Source organism: Pedobacter sp. MR2016-19 (assembly GCF_014947265.1).
Classification (GTDB): Bacteria; Bacteroidota; Bacteroidia; order Sphingobacteriales; family Sphingobacteriaceae; genus Pedobacter.
The window spans coordinates 46302-69552 of sequence record NZ_JADCNK010000024.1 but is presented as its reverse complement, the minus strand read 5'-3'; the positions used below and the strand labels follow the sequence as shown (position 1 = coordinate 69552).

The window sequence follows — 23251 nt, the reverse complement described above, 5'->3', positions numbered from 1 at the left end:
CGCATCACTATTTTACAATCCTCCAACTCACCCACCCTTTAATTATTTGGCTTTCACAAAGGGATGCCGTAACTTTGCATCACATTTAAAAACAAATAATTATGTCATCAGTAGAGACAACCTATATCCCTTACAAAGTTAAGGACATTTCACTGGCAGAATGGGGCCGTAAAGAAATCGGATTAGCCGAAGCAGAAATGCCAGGTTTAATGAGTTTACGTAAAGAATTCGGTCCAACGCAACCGTTAAAAGGTGCACGTATTGCAGGCTGTCTGCACATGACCATCCAAACGGCTGTATTAATCGAAACATTGGTGGCCCTTGGTGCTGAAGTTACCTGGTCATCTTGCAATATTTTTTCTACACAAGATCACGCTGCTGCTGCAATCGCTGCTGCAGGTATTCAGGTTTATGCCTGGAAAGGTTTAAACGAAGAAGAATTCGACTGGTGTATTGAGCAAACTTTACACTTCGGTCCGGAGCAACAACCATTAAACATGATTTTGGATGATGGTGGCGATTTAACCAATATGGTTTTTGATAAATATCCTGAGCTGATTGCAGCAATTAAAGGTTTATCAGAAGAAACTACAACTGGTGTTCACCGTTTATACGAAAGAATGAAAAACGGAACATTGCACTTACCTGCAATTAACGTTAACGATTCAGTTACCAAATCTAAATTCGATAACAAATACGGATGCCGTGAATCATTAGTTGATGCGATCCGTCGTGCTACCGATGTAATGATGGCTGGTAAAGTGGCTGTTGTTTGTGGTTATGGCGATGTGGGTAAAGGTTCTGCAGAGTCGTTAAGCTCACAAGGTGTACGTGTTATTGTAACTGAAATTGATCCGATCTGTGCTTTACAGGCAGCAATGGAAGGTTACGAAGTTAAAAAATTAGCTACAGCCATTAAAGAAGCTGATATCGTTGTAACTACTACAGGTAACTGTGATATTGTTCGCGAGCAACACTTCAGGGCATTAAAAGATAAAGCGATTGTTTGTAACATCGGTCACTTCGATAACGAAATCGATATGGCTTGGTTAAACGGTGCTTATGGAGATACCAAAGTTGAAATTAAACCTCAGGTTGATAAATATACCATTGATGGTAAAGACGTAATCGTTCTTGCTGAAGGTCGTTTGGTTAACTTAGGTTGTGCAACTGGTCACCCAAGTTTTGTAATGAGTAACTCGTTTACCAATCAAACTTTAGCTCAATTAGAGCTTTGGACTAACACTGGTGCTTACGAAAACAAAGTATATACTTTGCCTAAACATTTAGATGAAAAAGTTGCCCGTTTACACTTAGAAAAAATCGGTGTAGAATTAGATGTTTTGGATCAACACCAGGCTGATTATATTGGCGTACCGGTTGAAGGTCCTTTCAAAGCAGATACATACAGGTACTAGTCCTGAGTCTTCAGTCGAGAGTCTGAAGTCGATAATATGAAGAGGGATGTGCAGATTTGCATATCCCTTTTTTATTGCCCACTCCCAGAGAGAGGTGCCTGTAAGGTGGGGTGTTCTTGTGTTTTTTTGAAAACAGACGTTCAGCGCTTTTCGGAGGCATCAGTCCTGCTATTCATTCCAATCTTTTTGTTGTTCTTCGACTACGCTCAGAATGACAACAAAAAGGATTTCCATTTCTATCAGGTTTATTTTACAGCGCATTGTGGTTCTTTTGCTCCTTAAAACCTACATTTGAAAAAATGTATCTTAATGAAATATTTACTCTCCATATTAATTTTATTTGCTGGTTTTGTTGTGCGTGCACAGGTTAAAGTAGAAAACGATCAGCTTTTTGGAAAAGACTGTTTCTACATGCAAAGCTTGCCGGTGGGGGCTAAGATTACGGGTGTATTATTTTTGGTGCCAGGGTTTTTGGAATCTCCTACTGCCGTTACCGCTCAATCATCCATTGTGCAGGAGGCAAACAAAAATGGATTAGCGGTTGTAATGGTTAATCTTACACCCAACAATGAAAGTTTTCCCATTGATAAAAAAAGCTTGAATACGTTAGGTAAAATGATTAAGGAGTTTTATCATAAAAATAAACTTCAACCAGCATTAGCGCTTTATCTTGGCGGTTTTTCTATTGGTGGTACAACAGCATTAAAGTTTTATGCAGAAAAAAATAAAGAACTAAAAATAAGCAAGGTTTTCGCTATCGACCCTCCTTTAGATATGGTTAGGTTAAGAAAATCTTTGCTAAAAGGACGGGAAAAAAGTTTTGTAACTAAATTAGATACCTTAAATACTGAGCATAAAATACCAGAACAAAGTTTAAAAGAGCAATCGGTTTATAATCCAGATTATACCGAATTAAGCATGCTACCCGATTATCAATTAACTGCCCTAAGAATTTACAGCGAACCAGATATTTTGTGGTGGATTAATAACAGAAGCATGGATTTGTCGGATATGAACGTAACCGATTGTGCAGGGTATATCAATAAACTAAAACAAAAGTCAGAAGAAAACAAAGTAGAACTTATTTTAACTAAAGATAGGGGGATAAGGAATAATAAACAAAAACATCCGCATTCCTGGAGTATTGCAGAACCAACCGATTTAATCGCCTGGTTAATTGCAAAATAAGTTAATTTTGAATAAAGAATTAAAAAAAATATGAAAGGTACTATATTAACATTTTGTATCGGTTTTTTTGCTTTTATAGCTCAGGCCCAAACCAGTCCTCAAAAACCTGCAACTGCAAAAGTGGTAACCAAACAGGTGGTCGATATTGCCTGTGGCGAATGTCAGTTTAAAATGAAAGGTAAAGATTGCGAATTGGCGGTTAAAATTGATGGCAAACCTTATTTTGTTGATGGTAAAGGTATTGATGACTTTGGCGATGCCCATGGCAAACACGGTTTTTGCAATGCGGTAAGCAAAGCAGAAGTTACCGGCGAAATCGTAAACAACCGTTTTAAGGCGAAAGAAATAAAATTATTGCCGGTTAAAAAATAGTGGGTTTACCGCAAAGAACGCAAAGCTTTTCGCAAAGGGCCGCTAAGTCTGATTTAAAAATGGTCTGAACCCTTGTGTTCTTTGTGCCTTTGTGGTCAATTTATTGTGCGTTCTTTGTGAACTCTGCGCCTTTCTTAGCGTCCTCTGCAGTTAAAAACGCGATAAATTATTCAAATTCCTTTTCCAAACCCTGTCTTAAATCGAAAAGCAACCATTGTTTATTCTTCACATCAGCTTGTTTCGTTTTTAGCAACTGGATAAAATCTTTCACGCCTATTTCCTCATTGCCGTTTCCGTGGATCAATACAATGCTTCCAGCGTTAGGTTGCTGTCCTTTGGCCAGCCAGGCATCGCTTCCAACCGGAATTAATCCGTAAGCTTCAATTTTTTCAACAATGGTCTTGTCCGATACCAGGCCAGGGAAACGGAAAAATACCGAAGGGGTTAAGCCGTTTTTTAACATCAGTTTTTCATTTTCTAATACCTCTACGTCTAAATTGGTTCCAGGAGCCAACAGAAAATTTTCGGCCAATGGCAGTTTATTTACTTCATGATTATAAGTATGGTTTACCCAGGTAATATTCAATTCTTTTTTCTCTACCAAACCTTTTAACCAATTCAGATCGTCCTGGTGTTTTAACATCCATTTACCTGAAACGGAAACCGCAAGCGGAGCGGGCTGCTCTATCTTTTTAAATTCGTCGAAAATCGATTGGAAAATAATCCGGTCTAAAGCCTTATGCGATGGACAAAGATCGATCGTTAAGGTAATGCCTTTTTCATTCGGAATGGCGTGATCAATCCCCGCATTTTGTAACTGCAGATCTTTAGCTGCTGCGGCTTCGATTGATTTTATATAAGCCGTATTTTTAAAAATCGCCAATACATTTTGGAACTGTAAGCTGCTTGTGGCATAATTACTAGCCAGATCTACTTTAGTATCTAACGTTTCTGGATTTACCAGCAATAAATATTTTTGATTATTTGCCGAAAAACTTCTGAGCGCAATCAGCTTCTCATTAGCGCCTGTTGCAAGGGCAAAACTTACCTTATAGCGTTTAATAACTTCAAAATTTTGCGCAAAAATTTGAATGCAAAAAAAGCAGCTGCAAAAAATAGTGATGGGCAAATATTTAGATAATTTCATATTTCCTTATTTAAAATCTTTCTAATTTAACGCAAATCCGTTATCTTTACAAACATCGCCATGAACAAAGAAAAAGCAAAATTATGGTTTAAGCGGGTGGGGCTGGTTGGGTTTTTATTCTTCCTAATTAAAGGATTAATATGGCTTGTTGTGATTTATTTTGTTGGCAAAAACGTTACTTAGGTGGTTCATTGAGTTGTGCGAATTGCATAGATCCTGCAGCAATCATTCGATTTTTTTCTTAATGTCCTTCATCCCTTAATGGTGATATTTTTTTATCATTAAGAAGTTAAGAAAGTTAAGGTGAGTCCTCCTGCATCATTAACCTTAGATGTTCTCAGGTGACTAAGGTGATCAAAATAATAAAGAAGCTTAATTCATTCGAATTTCTTTAATGCACTTAATGGTGAAAACCTACCTAAAAGTAAACAACATATTTGCCAAAAAATTCCAAACAAAAACAATTACAATCGCAAAAAACTTCGCCACATAAAAATTGGTGCCGTTTTTCCTTTGATGGAACAGGTAAATGATAAATGTATTTAATCCTAAACCAATTAAACTCACCACTAAAAATTTGCTGAATTCAGTTGCCCAATGGGTGTTGGTACTTTCGAATGTCCATATCCGGTTAATGAGATAATTATTGGTTACGGCTAAAGTAAAACCAATGGCATTAGCAATGTATTTATTGATCTTGATTTTCTCTTTGCACAGCCATGTCGCGCCGAAATCTATCGCCATCCCGAGGAAACCCGTTAATCCAAATTTTAAGATGCGGAAGAATAAATCCATGTTAATGTATTTTAACCAGATAAAAATGTTCTAAAACCTGGGGGCGTGTTTTCACGTTTAAAAATTTACCCGTCAGTTTTGTGGTATGAAAGTATTCAAACGATTTTAGAATTTCAGCATGGTACTCGCTTTTTAGTTTTGCCAATTCCTGTTCCGGAATGTATATAACCAGGTCTTTTAGATGCTTTGATTTGTCGAGATCACTATAATTATGCAGATATTTTACTTCTCCCGGGGCATAAAAATCAAAAGAGAACGCATCTATGTAGTTTAATACTGCAGGTTTAGCAGTTGGATAATTTTGCTTTAACCAATTACCTGCCTGCATACCTGATTGATATTTTAAAAGGGCCGGGTAGAAAAAAATGAATAGAAATATCATTAATCCGACAGATAAAAATGCGCTTCTGGCAATGATGGTTTCCAGTAAAATGCCTTTAAATAGTAAGAAAGAGGTGGCGAGAACAACAATCAGGATTCCGATAATTAAATATGGGCTTTCGAATCCAAAGAAAAAGGCTAAGACAGAAAGTAAGGCAATAACTAACATGAAAATGATGTTCTGTATAATGAAGAAGATTTTTAAGCCTTTGCTGTCAAGCTTCCTCAAGTACAAGGCAGTTATGATTGAAAACTGCGGAAAGATGATCAGGATATAATGCGGTAACTGAAATTTAGAAAGAGAAAAGATCAGAAAAGTAACCGCTGCACTTGCCCAGATCATAATGCTTTCAGGAGCTAAAGCAATTCTATTTTTTCTTTTAAACAGATTTACAACGGCTGTATAAAATAGTACAGACCAGGGAAGGAATGCCCAAAGGGTAGTGTGTAGAAAAAACGAAATATCCCCTTTGCCTTTAATTGGCCCGTTGTTAAAGAAACGCCCAAACTGACTGTCCCAAAAGAAAAATTTTAGGCCCGAAACACCGGTCCTTTCAAAAACAATTTTTTCGGGATGCATATCGAATTGCGTGTAAAGCGAATACAGTTCAGGGGTAATAAAGATAAAAATCAAAAGGATGGCGATATACCATTTTGGTTTTAAAAGCTGATGGTAATGTTTTGTAAGCAACCAGTAGATAATAAAGCCTGCAAATACAGGAATCAATACAAAAATTCCTTTGATTAATATTGCACAGGCCGCAAAAAATGAACCTGCTATAATGTGCCAGAAAGAATTTTGATGTGCCTTATAGTAATGGTAAATAGATGCTAACGTGAAAGTGGTAATGTAAATTTCGGCCCTAACATCAAAAGTAGAGGTGATGATATGTAAGGCACTGAGAAAAATTACCGCACTGATTAACCCGGTTTTTTCATCGTATATATCTTTAGCTAACTTGTATAAATACCATGCACCCAATAAACCGAATAGAAATGATGGTAATTTATAAGCAAAGGACGATATTCCGAAAATTTTAAAGGACGCTGCAGAAATCCAAAAAGTGAGGTGGGGTTTATCCAGCCAGTCGGCCCCACGGCCGTAAAGATTAAACCAATCTTTGAACAGGATAATGTTTTTGGACATGGAAGCATACAATGCTCCATCAGGCTCCATCACGCCGCCAAAAAGTGCTGGTATACTCGCAATTGCAAGTAAAACGATCAGGAATTTATATAGGGTTGTATCTTTTAAGTTCATTTACAGAAAGCAAATATGAGCAAAAAAAAGTCAAATTTTTTTAAGGTTTAAGATTAACAAAGGCAAAGCCTTATCTTTGCTTCATGACAAAGTTATCGGTTAATATCAATAAAATTGCTACACTTCGCAACAGTCGCGGAGGTAATAATCCTGATCTGGTTAAGGTTGCATTAGATTGCGAACGTTACGGTGCGCAGGGAATTACGGTACACCCACGCCCTGATGAACGCCATATCCGCTATCAGGATGTTTACGATTTAAAGGCCGTTATTGCTACCGAGTTCAATATTGAAGGAAATTGCAAAGAAGATAAATTTGTTGATCTGGTTTTGGCCAACAAACCTGCTCAGGTTACTTTGGTACCCGATGCCGAGGGTCAGATTACTTCGAACCATGGTTGGGATACCATCAAACATAAAGATTACCTGAAGGAAATGGTTGCTGTTTTTCAAAAGGAAGGCATCCGCGTTTCTATCTTTGTTGATCCGGTTGTAGAAATGGTTGAAGGCGCGGCTGAAACCGGAACAGACCGTATCGAATTATATACCGAGGCCTATGCGCATAATTATTTCGCCGACCGCGAAAAGGCAGTAGTGAGTTACATTGCTGCGGCACATCATGCCAACAAATTAGGCTTGGGAATTAACGCGGGGCATGATCTCGACCTACACAACCTACATTATTTTGCACAAAGCATCCCGGGCTTATTGGAAGTTTCTATCGGTCATGCTTTAATTAGCGATGCACTTTATTTAGGTTTAGAAACTACCGTTCAGAAATATTTACAACAACTGGTTTAGTTTTTAACCGCAAAGACTGCAAAGAAAAGGGACGCAAAAAAACGCGAAGTAGGCTGTATAGATTTTAGTTAATCTTTGCGATACTTTGCGAAAACCTTAGTTTCCTTTGCGGTTAAATATTAAATTTTATGTTAAAAGGAATTCTCCTTGTTTTTTTTGGTGCCTGTAGTTTTGGTATCCTGTCTACTTTTGTAAAACTCGCTTACCATGAAGGTTATACTCTGGGCGATGTAACCGGTGCCCAGGCTTTTTTCGGAGCGGTAATTTTATGGGTATTATTTTTCTTTCAAAGCAGAACAGCAGCTTATAAAGCTAAAGCTAATGTGCCTAAAACACCTTGGTGGAAAATGATAATCGCAGGAACCTGTACGGGCTTGGTGAGTATCTTTTATTATCAGTGTGTAAAGCTGGTACCCAATTCGGTAGCGATTATTTTATTGATGCAGTTTATCTGGATAAGTATTTTAATGGAATACCTCATTTTTAAAAAGAAACCTACCGGCTTACAATTAGTCGCTATTTTATTGGTTCTGGGTGGTACAGTTTTAGCCAGTGGAATGGTAGAAACCAGCATCGGAAGCATGGATTTAAAAGGGATTGGTTTTGGGTTGTTGGCTGCACTTTGCTATGCGGGCTTTTTATTATTGAGTGGTAGAATCGGAAATGAATATGCTCCTCTAAAGAAAAGTGCCTTGATGATTACTGGTGCCTGTATATTGATTTTCATCATCTTCCCGCCAGCATTTTTGTTTAATGGTGCTTTGTGTGGAAGTTTATTGAAATGGGGATTGATTATCTCAGTTTTCGGTACGGTAATTCCGCCTTTATTTTATGCTGAAGGCGTGCCCAGAATTGGTACTGCTATAAGTTCTATTTTAAGCGCTGCAGAATTACCTGTTGCCGTAATGATGGCTGGTTTCGTGCTCCAAGAGCAGGTGTCGTTTTTAAGGTGGGTTGGTGTTGTGGTAATTTTATCTGCAATGGTTTTGCCAAACCTGAAATATTTAAAGCGAGATTAATCTAGTTTTTTACCGCAAAGTACACAGAGTGAAGACGCAGAGGACACAAAGCAGGGCTTTTGAAATTTATTGTTGTGCCTTGAATGCAAACTTAGTGTTCTTAGCGCCTTTGTGGTTTAAGCCTTAAAGATTAATAAACTTCGCGTCCTTTGCGGTTAAACTAAAATTAAATACCTTTAAAAAGCATAAAGCATATACACATGAAAAAACTTACTATTTATATTTTATCTTTTATCATCATTGGTTTCGTAGGATGTAAAACCAAAACCACCATCAATCAGGATGAGGCTGCTGAAGTGATTACCAGCTACTTAAAAGCCAATCCCGAATATAAAACCACCAGGTTTAAATTTGGGGAGATGAAATTCAACAGTACAAACGACATGTTCGAACTGGGGAAATATAAATCTTTAGCGAGCAAAGGTTTGGTTACCTTAAACTTAAAAGAAGCCAAAAAGAAATTTCTTTCGAAAGATAGCAGTTACGTTTATCAGATTACTTTAACCGATAAAGCAAGTCCGTTGGTATTAAAACAGGATGGTGATAAGGCCACGGTAAAAGTGGTAGAATATGTTTTATCCGACGAGAAACCAGTCGATTTTGCTCAGGTAAACTCAAGTACAGCAAAGGTTACCGTATCACTTAAAATGACCACTACTGATTTCGAACCTTTTGATAAAGACGCAAACAAAAACAGCAACTTCATTACCAAAACTTATAAATTAAAGTTGAGTAAAGATGAGGGCTGGAAAGTGCAGAAGTAAGAAAGAGACTAAAGCTGAAAGACCAAAGATAAAAGTGTAATACCTATTGCGCCCTGCAACCTCTGTTTCTTGTAGTGCCTTCGTTTTTAAACCCGACAGAAGTGAAAATCCTTTTTGTTTGTAGCAACCTTGAATAAGCTGATAGGATCTCAAAAAGATTGAAGCGAATGGCGGGAACAAACTTGAATTTCAGCATAGCTATTGCTTTTCAAACCATATGATATGCAAAAATTAATTACGAATTCTTTTTCCACAGATAGGTTTTAAGCTTCTTAAACAAATCCTCTTTTTTAGGCCTTTCCTTACCGTTATGGGTTAAATTGTTGTCGTAATGGTTTAGCAGCTCTTCAGCATAGTTTTTTTGAGGTTGACTACCCGACTTTAACACCTCAATAAACCGAACGGCATTGTTATTTAAGGTGCTGTTAAATGAAACTGCGTAGTACTCGCTCCGTTCCGATGGATTTCTATTGTTGTTGTTTTCCTCTGCGCCGTTTTCTGCAAAATAATCGACATGAAGAATAAGCGGGTTTAATTTTTTCAATCTCTTAGTACCTTTACGCTCATTTCTCCAAGGATGTTCTTTTTTATAAAGTTGCGCAAGCAGAAAATCTTTTTTCCAAAGAGTAATCTGGTGCGACATTAAAAAAAGTGACGCCTCATTATCGATCTCCGCAATATTAAATCCTTCAATAAAATTAGTGGTTTCTTTAGTTTTGTAAACGCCAGAACTATGGAGTTTAACCTGTTGCCAATCGTTCTCAATTGCCTGTTCGAACAGTGTTGTAAAGAACTTAGGATTTACCGGTTTGCTTAACCACATATCTTCCTGGAAGTAGAGTACATATTCTTCATCAATATTACCTAACAGCGTTATCAGGCGATCGGCCCATTCGCCTTTGCCCGATTTGATGTTTATAAAACCGTTCACCTCTACTCCTTTTACTTCTGTAGCGAAATAATAATTGCATGGTATTTTAAAATTCCAGTTTTCTGAGAAAGTGTAATCAAAACCTTTATAAAGAAATTCATAACTATCGCAGGCATGAACTAAAAGTGCGACGTTATTTTTGCAAGTTGACATAAAAGGGCATAGGGTAGGTAAATGCTTTTCAAATTTAAGAAAATGCTTTTTTCGTTTGCTTTGGTAGCTAATATTTTACGTTGCAGCTGCTTATTGATTCGGATCAACAGGATGCAAAAACACTGGAGTTAATCATGGCGACAAAATAAATTTTAGCACAGTCACCGCTTTCCAGATAATCAAAATATTGGCTTGAAATTGAATAAACGTTTGTCCTGGCTTTTGCTAATAAAATCTATCTATTTTGTAGCTTTTAAGTATAAATAAGACGCCTTTTTTACACTGATTGATAGTGAAATACAGCTTCGTTTTTGCTACCTTTGCACGCAAATTTATTATTCATACCGCATGAGCTTAAATATCCATTACAAGGAAGATTTTCAAAATCGTCATATTGCACCAAATGAGGCAGATACAGCCGAAATGTTGCAAACTGTTGGCGTAAATTCTATTGATGAGCTGATTGAACAAACTGTCCCGACGGCAATCAGATTAAAACAGCCATTAAATTTGCCTGCAGCAAAATCAGAAACTGAATATCTTGGTGCTTTAAAACAAACTTCATTGTTGAATAAAGTTTTCAAAAGCTTTATCGGTCAGGGTTATTATGATACCATTACCCCAGGTGTAATTTTACGTAACGTATTCGAAAACCCAGGATGGTACACACAATATACGCCATACCAGGCAGAAATTGCGCAGGGCCGTTTACAGGCTTTGTTAAATTTCCAAACCATGGTTATCGATTTAACCGGAATGGAAATTGCCAATGCATCTTTATTGGATGAAGGTACCGCTGCTGCTGAAGCGATGTTTATGCAATACAGCTTGCGTAAAAATCAGGCGGCTAAAAAGTTCTTCGTTTCGGAACTTGTTTTTCCTCAAACGATCGATATTTTAAAAACACGTGCTAATCCTTACGGTATCGAATTGGTTATCGGAAGTCATTTAGATTTCACTGCTACCGAAGAATTTTTCGGCGCAATTGTTCAATATCCGGCAGGAAACGGTGAAGTTTTCGATTATGCTGCTTTCGCATCCGCATTACACAGCCAAAATATTAAATTAACGGTAGTTGCCGATATTTTAAGCTTAACCTTATTAACGCCTCCAGGCGAGTGGGGAGCTGATGTGGTAGTAGGTACAACCCAGCGTTTGGGTATTCCAATGGGTTTTGGTGGACCACACGCTGCATTTTTTGCAACTAAAGAAGAATATAAACGTAATATCCCGGGTCGTATTATTGGTGTAACCATTGATAGCCATGGCGATTACGCTTTACGTATGGCTTTGCAAACCCGCGAGCAGCACATCCGTAGAGATAAAGCAACATCAAACATCTGTACCGCACAGGCATTATTGGCCATTATGGCTGGTTTTTATGCTGCTTACCATGGTCCGAAAGGATTAAAAGCCATTGCAGAACGTACACACGGTTTGGCCATCAGTTTAGCCTCTACTTTAAAAGGTTTAGGTTTTGAGCAGTTAAACTCCGCTTATTTCGACACCATCCGTTTCGATTTAGGCGATTTAAAAGGTGGTATCCATTCGGGATGTATTGATAACGAAATCAACTTAAACTATGTTGGTAACGTAGTAACCATTTCGTTCGACGAAACCAGCACTTTCGAGGATGTAGCTTTAATTGCTAAAATCTGTGCAAAGGTTAAAGCTATCGCAGCTGATCAGGTTGAGGTGGTAGAGAATGTAGAAACCGTTATTCCAGCTGCTTTACAACGTACTTCGGCTTATTTAACACACCCAATTTTTAACTCGCACCACTCAGAACATGAAATGTTGCGTTATATCAAATCATTAGAAGCAAAAGATTTATCGCTTTGCCACTCTATGATTGCTTTGGGTAGCTGTACCATGAAATTAAATGCTACTGCAGAAATGATTCCGGTTACCTGGTCTCACTTCGGTCGCATTCACCCGTTTGCCCCTGCCGATCAGGTATTGGGTTATTATTCGGTTTTCAATGAGCTTGATAAGTGGTTAAGCGAAATTACCGGTTTTGCAGCTATGAGTTTACAACCAAATGCTGGTGCTCAGGGCGAATATGCTGGTTTAATGGTTATCCGTGCCTATCACCACGATAGAGGCGATTTCCACCGTAACGTAGCATTGATTCCTGCTTCGGCACACGGAACCAATCCTGCTTCTGCTGCAATGGCCGATATGAAAATTGTGGTAGTTAAATCTTTAGAAAACGGTAACATTGATGTAGAAGATTTAAAAGCTAAAGCCGAATTACATAAAGATAACCTGTCGTGTTTAATGGTAACTTATCCATCTACTCACGGGGTGTTCGAAGAAAGCATTATCGAAATCTGCGAAACCATCCACGCTAACGGCGGACAGGTTTATATGGATGGTGCAAATATGAATGCACAGGTTGGTTTAACAAGTCCGGCCAATATCGGTGCCGATGTTTGTCACTTAAACTTACACAAAACTTTCTGTATCCCTCATGGTGGTGGCGGTCCTGGTATGGGTCCAATCGGTGTGGCTAAACATCTGGTTCCTTATCTTCCAGGTCATGCGGTGGTTGATATCGACAAAGGAAAATCTATTTCTGCAGTTTCATCTGCGCCTTGGGGTTCGGCTTCGATTTTGATCATTTCTCACGCCTATATTGCGATGATGGGTGCTGATGGTTTAACCAATGCCACTAAATATGCCATTTTAAACGCAAACTATATGAAAGCGCGTTTAGAGCAACACTATCCGGTACTTTATTCAGGAGCTCAGGGCCGTTGCGCACACGAGATGATCCTGGATTGCCGTTCGTTCAAAGCTTTCGGAATCGAGGTGACTGATATTGCAAAACGATTAATGGATTACGGTTTTCACGCACCAACAGTATCGTTCCCGGTTGCGGGTACTTTAATGGTTGAGCCTACAGAATCAGAACCTAAACATGAGTTAGACCGTTTCTGTGATGCATTGATCGCGATTAAAAACGAAATTACTTCGGTAGAAAACGGAACTTTAGATAAAACAGATAATCCTTTAAAAAATGCTCCACATACGGTTTCGGTAATTACCGCTAACGAATGGGATCATGCTTATAGCCGTCAAACTGCTGCTTTTCCTCTTCCATATGTTTTAGAGCGTAAGTTCTGGCCTTCAATTGGTCGTGTTAACGATAGTCATGGTGATAGATCATTGATCTGTGCATGTCCTCCGGTTGAGAGTTATTTAGAAGAGATCGTACCGTAAGGATGTAAAAGGGAAGAGGTAAAACGGATAATGGGGTTCCTTTTCCATTGCCTTTAATCAAACGCCCGGGTTCGTGTCCTCAAGAACATATTGATCTGCAAGTTTTATAAATCCATTTTATAAAACTTGCAGATTTTTTTTTGGAAATTAATGTCGGTTTTTCATCGGAGGCTGCAGTCCTGCCATTCGCTTCAATCTTTTTGTGGTACTGTCATGCTGAGGCACGAAGCATCTGTTTCATAGGTTGCAGATGCTTCGTGCCTCAGCATGATAGCATATTCGAGGTTGCTGCAAAACAAAAAGGATTTCCGCTGCTGTCAGGTTTAGGAATGAAAAGTTGTAAGTAAAACCAATATTGCAGTTGTTAACTCTTTTGCACCTGTAGATAACTGGCATAAATATTATATTTGGGTTACCTATCAATTATGGCTAAAATCAACTATAATAGAATAAAGGCCGCTCTGGCTGAAAAGGGGATTACCAATAAAGAATTGGCCGATGCACTAAAAATTGCACCGGAGACCGTATCAAGCTGGTGCACCAATACGGCTCAGCCTTCAATTAAAAGGCTGTTTGATGTAGCAACATTTTTGGATGTTGAAGCAGGCGAGCTATTGGTTAGCTGGAGAAAGAGATGATATTTAGAGGTTAGAACAACTTTCCATCCTATGCCTTTTTAAGTTTAGCACAAAAACCCTCTATCTTAAACCTTCCGCCTTTCTATTCACATAAAAAATAAACAGATTAAACCTTAACCTAATACTACAGTCAATAGAATGATTTTAAATAAATCGATTTTTTTTGAAAAAACTTAACATAGGTCAATAGCAATAGATTGCTAGTTCATCTATATTTGTATCAAATTTTAAAAAACCAGAAAATGAAATTAAAAATTAGCTCAATTTTTTTATTAGTGGCAGTAGTAGCATTGTCAGCCTTTAAAAACCCAACCAAACCAGTAACTTATACTGTAGATGCAGCAAAATCGACCATTACCTGGATCGGTAAAAAAGTAACAGGTTCTCACAATGGAACAGTAGCTTTACAATCAGGTAGCTTAGCCGTTAACGGTAAAAGTGTAACTGGTGGTACTTTTGTTATTGATATGACTTCAATTAAAGATGCTGATGGCAGCGCGAAATTAGAAGGTCACTTAAAAGCAGACGATTTCTTTGGTACAACTAAATTCCCAACTTCAACTTTCGTAATTACTAAAGTTGCTGGTTCAGGTGCTAACGTAACCGTATCAGGTAATTTAACCATCAAAGGTATCACTAAACCATTAAGCTTCCCTGCAACTGTAACGGTAAATGCAGATGGAACAGCTTCAGCTTTAGCTGGTAAAATCATTGTAGACAGAACTAAATATGACATCAAATACGGTTCAAAATCATTCTTCGATAGCATTGGCGACAAAGCAATTGATGACAACTTCGAATTGACTGTTAAATTGGTAGCTAAAAAATAATTATTTCCGTCTCGGAAAAAGGAAAGCCTCGACATTTGTCGGGGCTTTTTTTGTTTAACCGCAAAGTTTTAACCACAGAGTACATTGAGTTTTACACAGAGCAACACAGAGACTCTATAGCTATAAGCACCCAACTCTGTGTACTTTGTGCCCTTCCTCTGTGACCTTTGTGGTAAAAAAGGTGCTATTTTTTGTTTAAACGCGAAGTGGCGCTAAGTTTTTACCACCGAGTGCATTGAGTTTTACACAGAGGAACACAGAGACTCTATAACTATAAGTACCCAGCTCTCTGTACTTTGTGCCTTTCTCAGTAGCCTTTGTGGTAAAAAAGCAACTCTGCGCGCTTTGCGGTAAAAAACGAGTTGGCTTATCTAATCTTAAACCCACCCTCAACAACATCAACAAAACCAGTTGCTGCGCTTTTACCATGGTAGAACAAACATTCCCAGTTTTCTTCTGCGGCTCTTTTTCCAAACTCTTTTCGTAATTCCATTGCCTTGCGACCGTCGAAATCGTATTTGGCAATAAAATTTTTAACCAGTTCTTCAGGTTCAGGCAAAACATCGCCACCAAAAAATACCTTTTGATTGCCTTCGGTTAAAAGAAAAACCTGGTGGTTTGGACAGTGCGCTCCAGTAAATTCATAAGCAATGGTTTCATCCAAAGCACCATCGCTCTCCACAAATTTTAATTGCGCGTTACGCTGTACGAAATCGAAAATATCGGTATGGTAAGACGAAGACGTGCTGCTAAATGCCGTTTCCCATTCACCGCGGTTAATAACATATTCTGCATCAGGGAAACTCAATTCAATCTTGTCATTACCAAGTTTATGGATCATACCGCCCGAGTGATCATAATGTAAGTGCGACATTAAAACTTTGGTTACATCAGTGGGATCGAAACCTGCATTGCGGATATTTTTATGTAAAATCAGTTCACCATGGTCATCACTAAAACCTAAACCCGTATCGAAAAGTACAAGGTCGTTTTTCAGTTCAACCAAAAAAGGCTGAACATTGATTAATAATGAAGCGGGTCTGTCTTTGTAACTATGAATAGCTGGGTCGAAAGGTACAAATTTCTTTGACGCATCAACAGAATATGTTCCTTCGAAGAGGGTGTGAACTTGCAAAATATGAGTCTTTTAATGTTTATACAAAGGTAACAATCTAAACCTGAGTATTTGTTTTGGTAAAAGCTTGGATACTTCCTTTTTTTGTAAAATAGCATATTTAAATTTCTCTCATGAACCTCTGAATTATAATTTCCCATTCGCAATTCTCATTTGCAGAAAGGTATTGTAACGGGATGGATCTACCTTTGCCGATTGGTCTGGATGGTAAATGCGGAATGGACAATTTAGTGATTTCGAAGTAAAACCTAACTTTTTGTATTTAAATGCTTTGTACAATAGCCCATTAAAGTTTACGACCAGCGTATTCAATTAAAATGTATATTTACTGTTCGGAGACAGAATAAATGGAAAAAAGATGGGTACTGGCATCAGATTGTAATGATGATACAGTAGCAAAAATAGCAGCGCAACTTAACATAGACCGATCACTTGCACAGATACTTGTGCAGCGGAATATATGTGATTTTGATCAGGCGAAAGATTTCTTTAGACCAGATCTTGATCACCTTCATGATCCTTTTTTAATGAAGGATATGGATGTTGCTATCGCCCGTATCGAAACCGCATTAGCCACCCACGAAAAAATATTGATTTATGGCGATTACGATGTTGATGGTACCACTTCGGTTGCACTGGCTTTCAGTTTCTTTTCGCAGCTCACTAAAAGTATAGAATATTATATCCCCGATCGCTACCTGGAAGGTTATGGCATTTCTACTGCTGGAATTGACTACGCTAGCGAAAATGGATTCTCGTTAATTATAGCATTAGATTGTGGAATAAAATCGATCGATAAAATTGATTATGCCAATACTTTAGGCGTCGATTTCATTATCTGCGATCACCATTTACCTGGAGATGAACTCCCTCAGGCCATTGCCGTTTTAGATCCTAAACGTTCAGACTGTCCATATCCTTTTAAAGAACTTGCCGGCTGTGGGATCGGTTTTAAACTGGCGCAGGCCTATGCGCAAAAGCATGAACTAGCAAAAGAAACCTATCTGCAATATTTAGATTTGGTGATGGTCAGTATCGCGGCCGATATTGTTCCAGTAGTGGGAGAGAACAGAATTTTAGCTTATTATGGGCTGAAAAAACTCAACTCCAATCCTTGCGAAGGCTTACGCGCCTTAATGGAAGTTTCAGGCAAAACGGAAAATTATACCATTACTGATGTGGTTTTTACATTAGGTCCGCGGATTAATGCCGCTGGCAGGATAGACCATGCCAAACATGCCGTTGCCATGCTGCTCTGCCAGGTAGATAGTAACTCACTGGAGCAAAGCGAACTCATCAACCTTAAAAATACCGAACGTAAAACCTACGATCAGGACATTACCCGTGAGGCTTTGGCTTTAATTGGCGAGAGTGATATCCTGATTAACAAAAAAACGACTGTCGTTTTTAACGAGAACTGGCATAAAGGGGTTATCGGGATTGTAGCTTCGCGTTTAACTGAAAAGTACTATCGCCCAACGATTGTATTAACAAAGTCTAACGGACATGTAGCAGGTTCTTGCCGGTCGGTAGTTGGTTTTGATTTATACGAGGCCTTAAGTGGTTGCGCTCATTTATTAGATCAGTATGGCGGGCATAAATTTGCTGCAGGCTTAACCATGCAACAACACAATGTAGATGCCTTTGCTGATAAGTTTGAAGAAATTGTGGCAGCAAGCATCACAGAAGAGCTGCTTACACCAATGATCAGGATTGACGCCGAAATTGAACTGGCGCAGATAGATGGCAAGTTTTACAGGGTTTTATCACAGATGGGGCCATTCGGGCCAGAAAATATGGCACCTATATTTGTTACCCATAACGTATATCTCGCACAGCATGCCATGGCAGTTGGCCAAAATCATTTAAAAATTAATATAAAACAACAAAATTCGCCTATTTTTGAAGGCATTGCTTTCGGGCTGGCCGAATTTCAAAACCTTTTACAACCAAAAGTACCTTTTTCGGTTTGTTATACGTTAGAAGAAAACGTATGGAAAGATAAGAAGCGTTTGCAGTTAAATATTAAAGGAATAAAAGTTAATTAACTTATAAAATAAATCGTCATCCTGAATTTATTTCAGGATCTCTTGAGTTAGATGATGAATCAAATTCAGCATGACGGATCGATAGATATATGATTTTAAAAGCCGAAAATCTGGTTAAAAAATACAAGCAGCGTACCGTTGTAAACAACGTTTCCTTTAACGTAAGTCAAGGGGAAATTGTTGGCCTTTTAGGTCCGAATGGTGCAGGGAAAACAACTTCCTTTTACATGATCGTAGGTTTGATCAAACCAAATGAAGGCCGCATTTTCTTGGAAGAGGAAGACATTACCGAAGATCCGATGTACCGCAGGGCACAAAAAGGAATCGGTTACTTAGCCCAGGAAGCATCTGTTTTTAGAAAACTTACTGTAGAAGATAATATCCTGGCCATCTTGGAAATGAGTAAATTGACGAAGGAAGAACAGCGAGATAAACTCGAAGAACTGATCAACGAGTTTAGTTTACACAAAGTGCGTAAAAACCGTGGAGATTTATTGTCAGGAGGTGAACGCCGTCGCACGGAAATTGCCCGTGCTCTGGCCGCAAATCCTAATTTTATTTTATTGGATGAACCATTTGCAGGGGTAGATCCAATTGCTGTAGAAGAAATTCAAAGTATTGTTGCCAAACTGAAACATAAAAATATTGGAATTTTAATTACCGATCACAACGTACAGGAAACACTGTCGATTACCGATAGGGCATACTTGCTTTTTGAAGGGAAAATTTTAGAACAAGGTGTTCCTGAAGTTTTGGCTGAAAACGAAATGGTTAGAAAAGTATATTTAGGATCGAATTTCGTATTGAAACGTAAGAAATTTGATGTTTAATAATATTCAACAAACAATATTTAAATTAGAGTGTTGCCTATTTGCGACGTTAAACCAAAAGCTATAAAATTTTACTGTGTATAAAAATCTCTGTTTATCCCCGTTAAACCAAGGGGCAGATGTGAAAATCTGTGGCAACATGATGCCAGTTAATTCTAACATTTAAAGATGGCATTTGTAAATTCAATTTTTACCTGGTTAATGAAAAAGCGGATCCACCAGATCGAACTTTTTATGAAATATCCCCATGATGTTCAGGAAGAGTGGTTCCATAATTTGATTGATAGTGCCGAAAATACCGAATGGGGCAAGTTGTACGATTATAAATCAATCTTAACTCCACAACAATACCAGGAGCGTGTTCCGATTCAAAACTACGATACCTTAAAGCCTTACATTGAGCGCATGCTTAATGGCGAACAGAACATCCTATGGCCATCTGATGTCAAGTGGTTTGCAAAATCATCAGGTACCACGAGTGATAGAAGTAAATTTATCCCGGTTTCTCCGGAATCTTTGGAAGAATGCCATTTTAAAGGTGGTAAAGACATGCTATCCATTTATTGCAATAACCGCCCGGATAACCAGATGTTTACCGGAAAAGGTTTGGTTTTAGGTGGCAGCCATCAGGTGAACCAGTTAAACGAAGATTGTTTTTATGGTGATTTATCGGCTGTACTGATTAAAAACCTGCCAATTTGGGCTGAATATTACCGTACGCCTGATATGTCTATCGCTTTGATGGACAATTACGAAATCAAGATGGATAGGATGGCTGAAGCCACCATCAATGAAAATGTGACCAGTATTTCGGGCGTACCCACCTGGACCATCGTATTGGCTAAAAAAGTGCTGGAACTTACCGGAAAGCAGAATTTATTGGAGGTTTGGCCGAATTTAGAATTATATATCCACGGAGCAGTAAACTTCGCGCCTTATCGTGAACAGTTTAAACAGCTGATTCCGTCCGCTGACATGTATTATCTGGAAACTTACAATGCGTCCGAAGGATTTTTCGGTATTCAGGACCAAGATAACTCAGAAGAAATGTTGCTGATGCTGGATTACGGTATTTTCTACGAATTTGTTCCGATGGAAAACATTGGAGAAGAGAATCCTAAGGCTCTGTTACTGGGCGAAGTAGAACTCCATAAAAACTACGCTATTGTGATTTCTACCAATGGTGGCTTATGGCGTTACATGATCGGCGATACCATTCAATTTACTTCTCTTTCTCCCTACCGCATTAAAATTACAGGACGTACCAAACACTTTATCAATGCTTTTGGCGAAGAAGTGATTATAGACAATGCAGAACAGGCCTTAACCAAGGCCTGCCAGGAAACCGGTGCCGAAATAAAAGATTATACTGCTGGGCCAATTTATTTTAAAGATGAAAAAGCGGGTGGGCACGAATGGATCATCGAATTTGATAAACAGCCAAGCGATTTTGAAAAGTTCGTTGATATTATGGATCAGACACTCCGCGAAGTAAACTCCGATTATGATGCCAAACGCTTTAAGGATATGGCACTGGCCCGTCCTAAAGTACATAATGCCCCCGCAAATACTTTCTATAATTGGTTAAAAGCAAAAGATAAACTAGGCGGACAGCATAAAGTACCACGTTTAGCTAATGAGCGAAAATATGTTGATGATATTCTGGATATGATGAAATCTTCTTAAAATATTATTGATTATATTTGTTTAGTTCACAATGAAAAATATGGAAGCGACAGGGAAATTGACAAATGTTCAGCTAGAGCTATTAAAATTATTTCAATATAATTTACCCGATAATCAATTAAATGATATTAAAGAAATGTTGACCAAATATTTCGCAAAATCAGCATCGGATGAAATGGATAAACTCTGGGATGAGAAAAATTGGGACGAAAATACAATTGAATCCTGGAAGAATGAACATCTAAGAAAAAAATAACATTAATGAAAGTTGTACTAGATATTAATGTACTTCTTGTCTCAATTCCTAAAAAATCAAAATATAGGCCTATTTTTGATGCCTTAATTAGTGGAGATTTTCGCTCAGTAATTAGTAACGACGTTCTTTCAGAATACGTCGAAATTTTAGAACAAAAAACAAATTTTCTCATAGCAAGTAATGTTGCAGAATTGTTGCTAAATCTTAAGAATGTAGAAAAAGTTGACATATATTTTGAGTGGAAACTAATTTTATCCGATTTAGATGATAATAAGTATGTTGATGCTTATGTGTGTAGCAATGCTGATTATATTATAACAAATGATCATCACTTTAAAATCTTAAAGCAAATAGAATTTCCTAAAGTTAATGTGCTAACAATTGATGAATTTTTATCTGTAATCGAAGAATAACGCTATTCAATCATGAAAAATATTCTATTTCTTCTTTTTATTCTTGTGTCATCAATATACCAATCAAAAGCACAGGTAAAGGAAAGCTACAAAGCACAGGTTGACTATAAAATTGTAGAAACTTCCCCACGCTGCAAACAGCTTACCAAAGGCTTGTACGAAAGGATTGTTAAAAACAGTGGCACTTCTTACGGCATTATGCTCGAGAGTAGCCCTAACCCTAAAACGGATCCATCGCAGGAATACTCAAAAACCTATAATTTTAACCTTCACGAAAGTTATGCCGATAGGATGCCTATTCTTGCGAGGTTTGTATTTGACCCCAAAAAGCAACAGCTTTACGAAGAAGATGTAGTAAACAATAAACTGATTGCAATCGCTTTCGATAAAAAGTTATTGAGGCTCTTTAATCAAAAATAAATGAAAAGCATCAGCTATAAACAGGTAGCCTGGCTATTGTTTTTTGCCTATTTTTTTATGCTGATGGTGCAGATTACTTTGCGTTACATTCCGCTGAGTAGTGAAGTATCTTTTCTGCAAATTAAACAAACCGAAGTATCAAATATCAAAGCTTATCTCCCTATATTTTATGTGCACGTTTACAGTGCAATATTTGTATTATTGGCTGGTTTTACGCAGTTTAATCCTAAAATTTTATCCAGATATCCGAAGATACACAAATGGTTAGGCTATTTATATGCTGGTCTTGTATTGTTCCTTGCTGCACCATCTGGCATTTTTATGGGCTGTTTTGCAAATGGGGGCTTAATGGCTAAAACTTCATTTGTTATTTTGGGAGTTTTATGGTTCTGGTTTACATTGAAGGCCATTTTGCTTATCTTGAAAAGAAAAGTAACGGTCCATAAAAAGTTTATGTACCGCAGTTTTGCCCTGGCAGCTTCAGCCATCACTTTAAGGTTGTGGAAAGTTATTTTAGTATATTTATTCCACCCGGCGCCGATGGATGTTTATCAGATTATTGCCTGGCTCGGCTGGATCCCCAATTTATTGATCGCCGAATGGCTGATTAAAAAGAAAATTCTTTAACCTATTAAAAAACATAAATGAAAAAAATCTTATTATTCGCGCTGATCCCTTTTTTGATGTTATCCTGTAGAGATACTAAGAAAACCAATACCACAAAAAATACTACGGTAGCCCAACAGGAAATACATAAAGAACTTTATGGTTTTTGGGTTGGTGATTTTTACACTAAAGAAGAGCTGGAATATGATGGCGATATGCAGGGTTCTTTTGATAAACTGAACATTAACATTAAAAAAATTACTAAGGATACCGTAATTGCACAGAGCGTGGTGGCGGGGAACAGCCGGCCATTATTGGGTAAACTATCAGAAGATGGAAGTAAAATCACTTTTATTTTAGATGAACCCGGTAGCCATAAGTACGATGGAAAGTTTGAAATTACCCTGGTTGGCGATACCCTGATCGGCAAATGGAATGCCTATAATAAGGAGCTTAAATGGCCTGAAAAAGAATTTAAATTATTAAAAAAGAAATTCGAATACAATGCAAGTTTGATGTTGCCCACAGAAGCGAGCTACGTAGATTGGAGCGAGCATAAAATGATAAAAAGAGTGGATACAGCAGAAGATGGAAGAGTAGATACACTCGAGGCTAATCCTTTTTACAGAAGTGCTTCCGATCAGATTTTTAAATTAAATGCTTCTACCAATCTGCTTAAAGAAGACGATGTGAAGAATTTAAGGAAATTAGACTTACAGATTATTAAAAATACCATTTTCGCCAGACATGGTTACGTCTTTAAAAAACCAACTTTTAGAAATTTTTTCGATCCTGTAGAATGGTATGTCCCTGTTAAAAACAACGTTGATGATGATTTAACGTCGATAGAAAATAAAAATATCAAGTTATTAGATCGCTTTACCAAATATGCGGAAGACAATTATGATGCTTTTGGCCGTTAATTTGTAAAGTAT

Annotated in this window: 23 protein-coding genes; 18 read left to right on the top strand and 5 right to left on the bottom strand. The window is 37.9% G+C overall.

Features of this window, described 5'->3' with window-relative positions; all coding sequences use genetic code 11:
* Positions 1–101: 101 nt before the first annotated feature.
* The 3 genes from ahcY to IM793_RS24925 all read left to right on the top strand — a co-directional run bounded on the left by ahcY (position 102) and on the right by IM793_RS24925 (position 2978).
* Complete coding sequence (gene ahcY, locus IM793_RS21890; RefSeq protein ID WP_132404041.1) at positions 102–1418, top strand: adenosylhomocysteinase; 1317 nt, start codon at positions 102–104, stop codon at positions 1416–1418.
* A gap of 309 nt (positions 1419–1727) precedes the next feature.
* Positions 1728–2606 carry a hypothetical protein gene (locus IM793_RS21885; RefSeq protein WP_193425065.1) on the top strand — a complete coding sequence of 293 codons (879 nt, stop codon included), beginning with the start codon at positions 1728–1730 and terminating at the stop codon, positions 2604–2606.
* 30 nt (positions 2607–2636) lie between these two features.
* Positions 2637–2978: a DUF6370 family protein gene (locus tag IM793_RS24925; protein WP_227256345.1), complete on the top strand. Its 342-nt coding sequence runs from the start codon at positions 2637–2639 to the stop codon at positions 2976–2978.
* A gap of 166 nt (positions 2979–3144) precedes the next feature.
* Here the strand turns inward: IM793_RS24925 and IM793_RS21875 are convergent, their stop codons facing one another.
* Positions 3145–4125, bottom strand: coding sequence for a polysaccharide deacetylase (locus tag IM793_RS21875; RefSeq protein WP_193425062.1), 981 nt, complete (start codon positions 4123–4125; stop codon positions 3145–3147).
* A 60-nt stretch (positions 4126–4185) separates the two neighbouring features.
* Here IM793_RS21875 and IM793_RS25040 point away from each other — a divergent pair, with 60 nt between their 5' ends.
* On the top strand, positions 4186–4308 hold the full coding sequence (locus IM793_RS25040) for a hypothetical protein (protein WP_255512138.1): 123 nt from the start codon (positions 4186–4188) through the stop codon (positions 4306–4308).
* Between the two features lie 231 nt (positions 4309–4539).
* Here the strand turns inward: IM793_RS25040 and IM793_RS21870 are convergent, their stop codons facing one another.
* Both IM793_RS21870 and IM793_RS21865 read right to left on the bottom strand, forming a co-directional pair.
* Positions 4540–4920 (bottom strand): GtrA family protein, encoded by a 381-nt coding sequence (locus IM793_RS21870; protein WP_132404032.1) that lies wholly within the window; start codon positions 4918–4920, stop codon positions 4540–4542.
* Between the two features lies 1 nt (position 4921).
* On the bottom strand, positions 4922–6562 hold the full coding sequence (locus IM793_RS21865; RefSeq protein ID WP_193425059.1) for a glycosyltransferase family 39 protein: 1641 nt from the start codon (positions 6560–6562) through the stop codon (positions 4922–4924).
* 83 nt (positions 6563–6645) lie between these two features.
* Between IM793_RS21865 and IM793_RS21860 the strand changes: the two genes are divergently transcribed.
* The 3 genes from IM793_RS21860 (at position 6646) to IM793_RS21850 (ending at position 9145) form a co-directional block, all read left to right on the top strand.
* Complete coding sequence (locus IM793_RS21860) at positions 6646–7362, top strand: pyridoxine 5'-phosphate synthase (RefSeq protein WP_193425056.1); 717 nt, start codon at positions 6646–6648, stop codon at positions 7360–7362.
* Between the two features lie 128 nt (positions 7363–7490).
* Positions 7491–8381, top strand: a complete 891-nt coding sequence (locus IM793_RS21855; protein WP_193425053.1) for a DMT family transporter — start codon at positions 7491–7493, stop codon at positions 8379–8381.
* 200 nt (positions 8382–8581) lie between these two features.
* Positions 8582–9145, top strand: a complete 564-nt coding sequence (locus tag IM793_RS21850) for a hypothetical protein (protein ID WP_193425050.1) — start codon at positions 8582–8584, stop codon at positions 9143–9145.
* A 235-nt stretch (positions 9146–9380) separates the two neighbouring features.
* On the opposite strand, the gene IM793_RS21845 is transcribed toward IM793_RS21850, so the two are convergent.
* Positions 9381–10229 carry a hypothetical protein gene (locus IM793_RS21845; protein ID WP_193425047.1) on the bottom strand — a complete coding sequence of 283 codons (849 nt, stop codon included), beginning with the start codon at positions 10227–10229 and terminating at the stop codon, positions 9381–9383.
* 348 nt (positions 10230–10577) lie between these two features.
* Between IM793_RS21845 and gcvP the strand changes: the two genes are divergently transcribed.
* The 3 genes from gcvP to IM793_RS21830 all read left to right on the top strand — a co-directional run bounded on the left by gcvP (position 10578) and on the right by IM793_RS21830 (position 14922).
* Complete coding sequence (gene gcvP, locus IM793_RS21840) at positions 10578–13454, top strand: aminomethyl-transferring glycine dehydrogenase (protein ID WP_193425044.1); 2877 nt, start codon at positions 10578–10580, stop codon at positions 13452–13454.
* 425 nt (positions 13455–13879) lie between these two features.
* On the top strand, positions 13880–14092 hold the full coding sequence (locus tag IM793_RS21835) for a helix-turn-helix transcriptional regulator (protein WP_193425041.1): 213 nt from the start codon (positions 13880–13882) through the stop codon (positions 14090–14092).
* A 242-nt stretch (positions 14093–14334) separates the two neighbouring features.
* The gene (locus IM793_RS21830; protein WP_138820014.1) at positions 14335–14922 is read left to right on the top strand and encodes a YceI family protein; all 588 of its coding nucleotides are present in this window, start codon (positions 14335–14337) and stop codon (positions 14920–14922) included.
* A 367-nt stretch (positions 14923–15289) separates the two neighbouring features.
* On the opposite strand, the gene IM793_RS21825 is transcribed toward IM793_RS21830, so the two are convergent.
* Entirely contained in the window at positions 15290–16057 is a 768-nt protein-coding gene (locus tag IM793_RS21825) for an MBL fold metallo-hydrolase (RefSeq protein WP_193425039.1), read from the bottom strand.
* Between the two features lie 347 nt (positions 16058–16404).
* On the opposite strand from IM793_RS21825, the gene recJ reads away from it, so the two are divergent.
* From recJ to IM793_RS21785, 8 genes are all read left to right on the top strand, one after another.
* Positions 16405–18105 (top strand): single-stranded-DNA-specific exonuclease RecJ, encoded by a 1701-nt coding sequence (gene recJ, locus IM793_RS21820; protein WP_193425036.1) that lies wholly within the window; start codon positions 16405–16407, stop codon positions 18103–18105.
* 89 nt (positions 18106–18194) lie between these two features.
* Positions 18195–18935, top strand: a complete 741-nt coding sequence (lptB, locus tag IM793_RS21815; protein ID WP_090502159.1) for an LPS export ABC transporter ATP-binding protein — start codon at positions 18195–18197, stop codon at positions 18933–18935.
* A 168-nt stretch (positions 18936–19103) separates the two neighbouring features.
* Positions 19104–20621, top strand: a complete 1518-nt coding sequence (locus IM793_RS21810; protein WP_193425034.1) for a GH3 auxin-responsive promoter family protein — start codon at positions 19104–19106, stop codon at positions 20619–20621.
* 31 nt (positions 20622–20652) lie between these two features.
* Positions 20653–20877 (top strand): hypothetical protein, encoded by a 225-nt coding sequence (locus IM793_RS21805; RefSeq protein WP_227256344.1) that lies wholly within the window; start codon positions 20653–20655, stop codon positions 20875–20877.
* A 5-nt stretch (positions 20878–20882) separates the two neighbouring features.
* The gene (locus IM793_RS21800) at positions 20883–21290 is read left to right on the top strand and encodes a putative toxin-antitoxin system toxin component, PIN family (protein ID WP_193425032.1); all 408 of its coding nucleotides are present in this window, start codon (positions 20883–20885) and stop codon (positions 21288–21290) included.
* Between the two features lie 12 nt (positions 21291–21302).
* The gene (locus IM793_RS21795; protein WP_193425030.1) at positions 21303–21710 is read left to right on the top strand and encodes a hypothetical protein; all 408 of its coding nucleotides are present in this window, start codon (positions 21303–21305) and stop codon (positions 21708–21710) included.
* Positions 21711–22337: a DUF2306 domain-containing protein gene (locus IM793_RS21790; protein WP_227256343.1), complete on the top strand. Its 627-nt coding sequence runs from the start codon at positions 21711–21713 to the stop codon at positions 22335–22337.
* Between the two features lie 17 nt (positions 22338–22354).
* A complete protein-coding gene (locus IM793_RS21785) occupies positions 22355–23239 on the top strand; it encodes a YARHG domain-containing protein (protein WP_193425029.1) in 885 nt (294 codons plus the stop codon).
* The last annotated feature ends 12 nt before the right edge of the window (positions 23240–23251 follow it).

What these genes read in the sequence shown, in the direction of transcription:
- IM793_RS21860 (WP_193425056.1), top strand. Translation starts at nt 6,646, where the DNA reads ATGACAAAGTTATCGGTTAATATCAATAAAATTGCTACACTTCGCAAC.
- IM793_RS21865 (WP_193425059.1), bottom strand. Translation starts at nt 6,562, where the DNA reads ATGAACTTAAAAGATACAACCCTATATAAATTCCTGATCGTTTTACTT.
- IM793_RS21800 (WP_193425032.1), top strand. Translation starts at nt 20,883, where the DNA reads ATGAAAGTTGTACTAGATATTAATGTACTTCTTGTCTCAATTCCTAAA.
- lptB (WP_090502159.1), top strand. Translation starts at nt 18,195, where the DNA reads ATGATTTTAAAAGCCGAAAATCTGGTTAAAAAATACAAGCAGCGTACC.
- IM793_RS25040 (WP_255512138.1), top strand. Translation starts at nt 4,186, where the DNA reads ATGAACAAAGAAAAAGCAAAATTATGGTTTAAGCGGGTGGGGCTGGTT.
- IM793_RS21795 (WP_193425030.1), top strand. Translation starts at nt 21,303, where the DNA reads ATGAAAAATATTCTATTTCTTCTTTTTATTCTTGTGTCATCAATATAC.
- IM793_RS21785 (WP_193425029.1), top strand. Translation starts at nt 22,355, where the DNA reads ATGAAAAAAATCTTATTATTCGCGCTGATCCCTTTTTTGATGTTATCC.
- IM793_RS21830 (WP_138820014.1), top strand. Translation starts at nt 14,335, where the DNA reads ATGAAATTAAAAATTAGCTCAATTTTTTTATTAGTGGCAGTAGTAGCA.
- IM793_RS21885 (WP_193425065.1), top strand. Translation starts at nt 1,728, where the DNA reads ATGAAATATTTACTCTCCATATTAATTTTATTTGCTGGTTTTGTTGTG.
- IM793_RS21855 (WP_193425053.1), top strand. Translation starts at nt 7,491, where the DNA reads ATGTTAAAAGGAATTCTCCTTGTTTTTTTTGGTGCCTGTAGTTTTGGT.
- IM793_RS21875 (WP_193425062.1), bottom strand. Translation starts at nt 4,125, where the DNA reads ATGAAATTATCTAAATATTTGCCCATCACTATTTTTTGCAGCTGCTTT.
- IM793_RS21845 (WP_193425047.1), bottom strand. Translation starts at nt 10,229, where the DNA reads ATGTCAACTTGCAAAAATAACGTCGCACTTTTAGTTCATGCCTGCGAT.
- ahcY (WP_132404041.1), top strand. Translation starts at nt 102, where the DNA reads ATGTCATCAGTAGAGACAACCTATATCCCTTACAAAGTTAAGGACATT.
- IM793_RS21850 (WP_193425050.1), top strand. Translation starts at nt 8,582, where the DNA reads ATGAAAAAACTTACTATTTATATTTTATCTTTTATCATCATTGGTTTC.
- IM793_RS21835 (WP_193425041.1), top strand. Translation starts at nt 13,880, where the DNA reads ATGGCTAAAATCAACTATAATAGAATAAAGGCCGCTCTGGCTGAAAAG.
- IM793_RS24925 (WP_227256345.1), top strand. Translation starts at nt 2,637, where the DNA reads ATGAAAGGTACTATATTAACATTTTGTATCGGTTTTTTTGCTTTTATA.
- recJ (WP_193425036.1), top strand. Translation starts at nt 16,405, where the DNA reads ATGGAAAAAAGATGGGTACTGGCATCAGATTGTAATGATGATACAGTA.
- IM793_RS21870 (WP_132404032.1), bottom strand. Translation starts at nt 4,920, where the DNA reads ATGGATTTATTCTTCCGCATCTTAAAATTTGGATTAACGGGTTTCCTC.
- IM793_RS21810 (WP_193425034.1), top strand. Translation starts at nt 19,104, where the DNA reads ATGGCATTTGTAAATTCAATTTTTACCTGGTTAATGAAAAAGCGGATC.
- IM793_RS21805 (WP_227256344.1), top strand. Translation starts at nt 20,653, where the DNA reads ATGAAAAATATGGAAGCGACAGGGAAATTGACAAATGTTCAGCTAGAG.
- gcvP (WP_193425044.1), top strand. Translation starts at nt 10,578, where the DNA reads ATGAGCTTAAATATCCATTACAAGGAAGATTTTCAAAATCGTCATATT.
- IM793_RS21790 (WP_227256343.1), top strand. Translation starts at nt 21,711, where the DNA reads ATGAAAAGCATCAGCTATAAACAGGTAGCCTGGCTATTGTTTTTTGCC.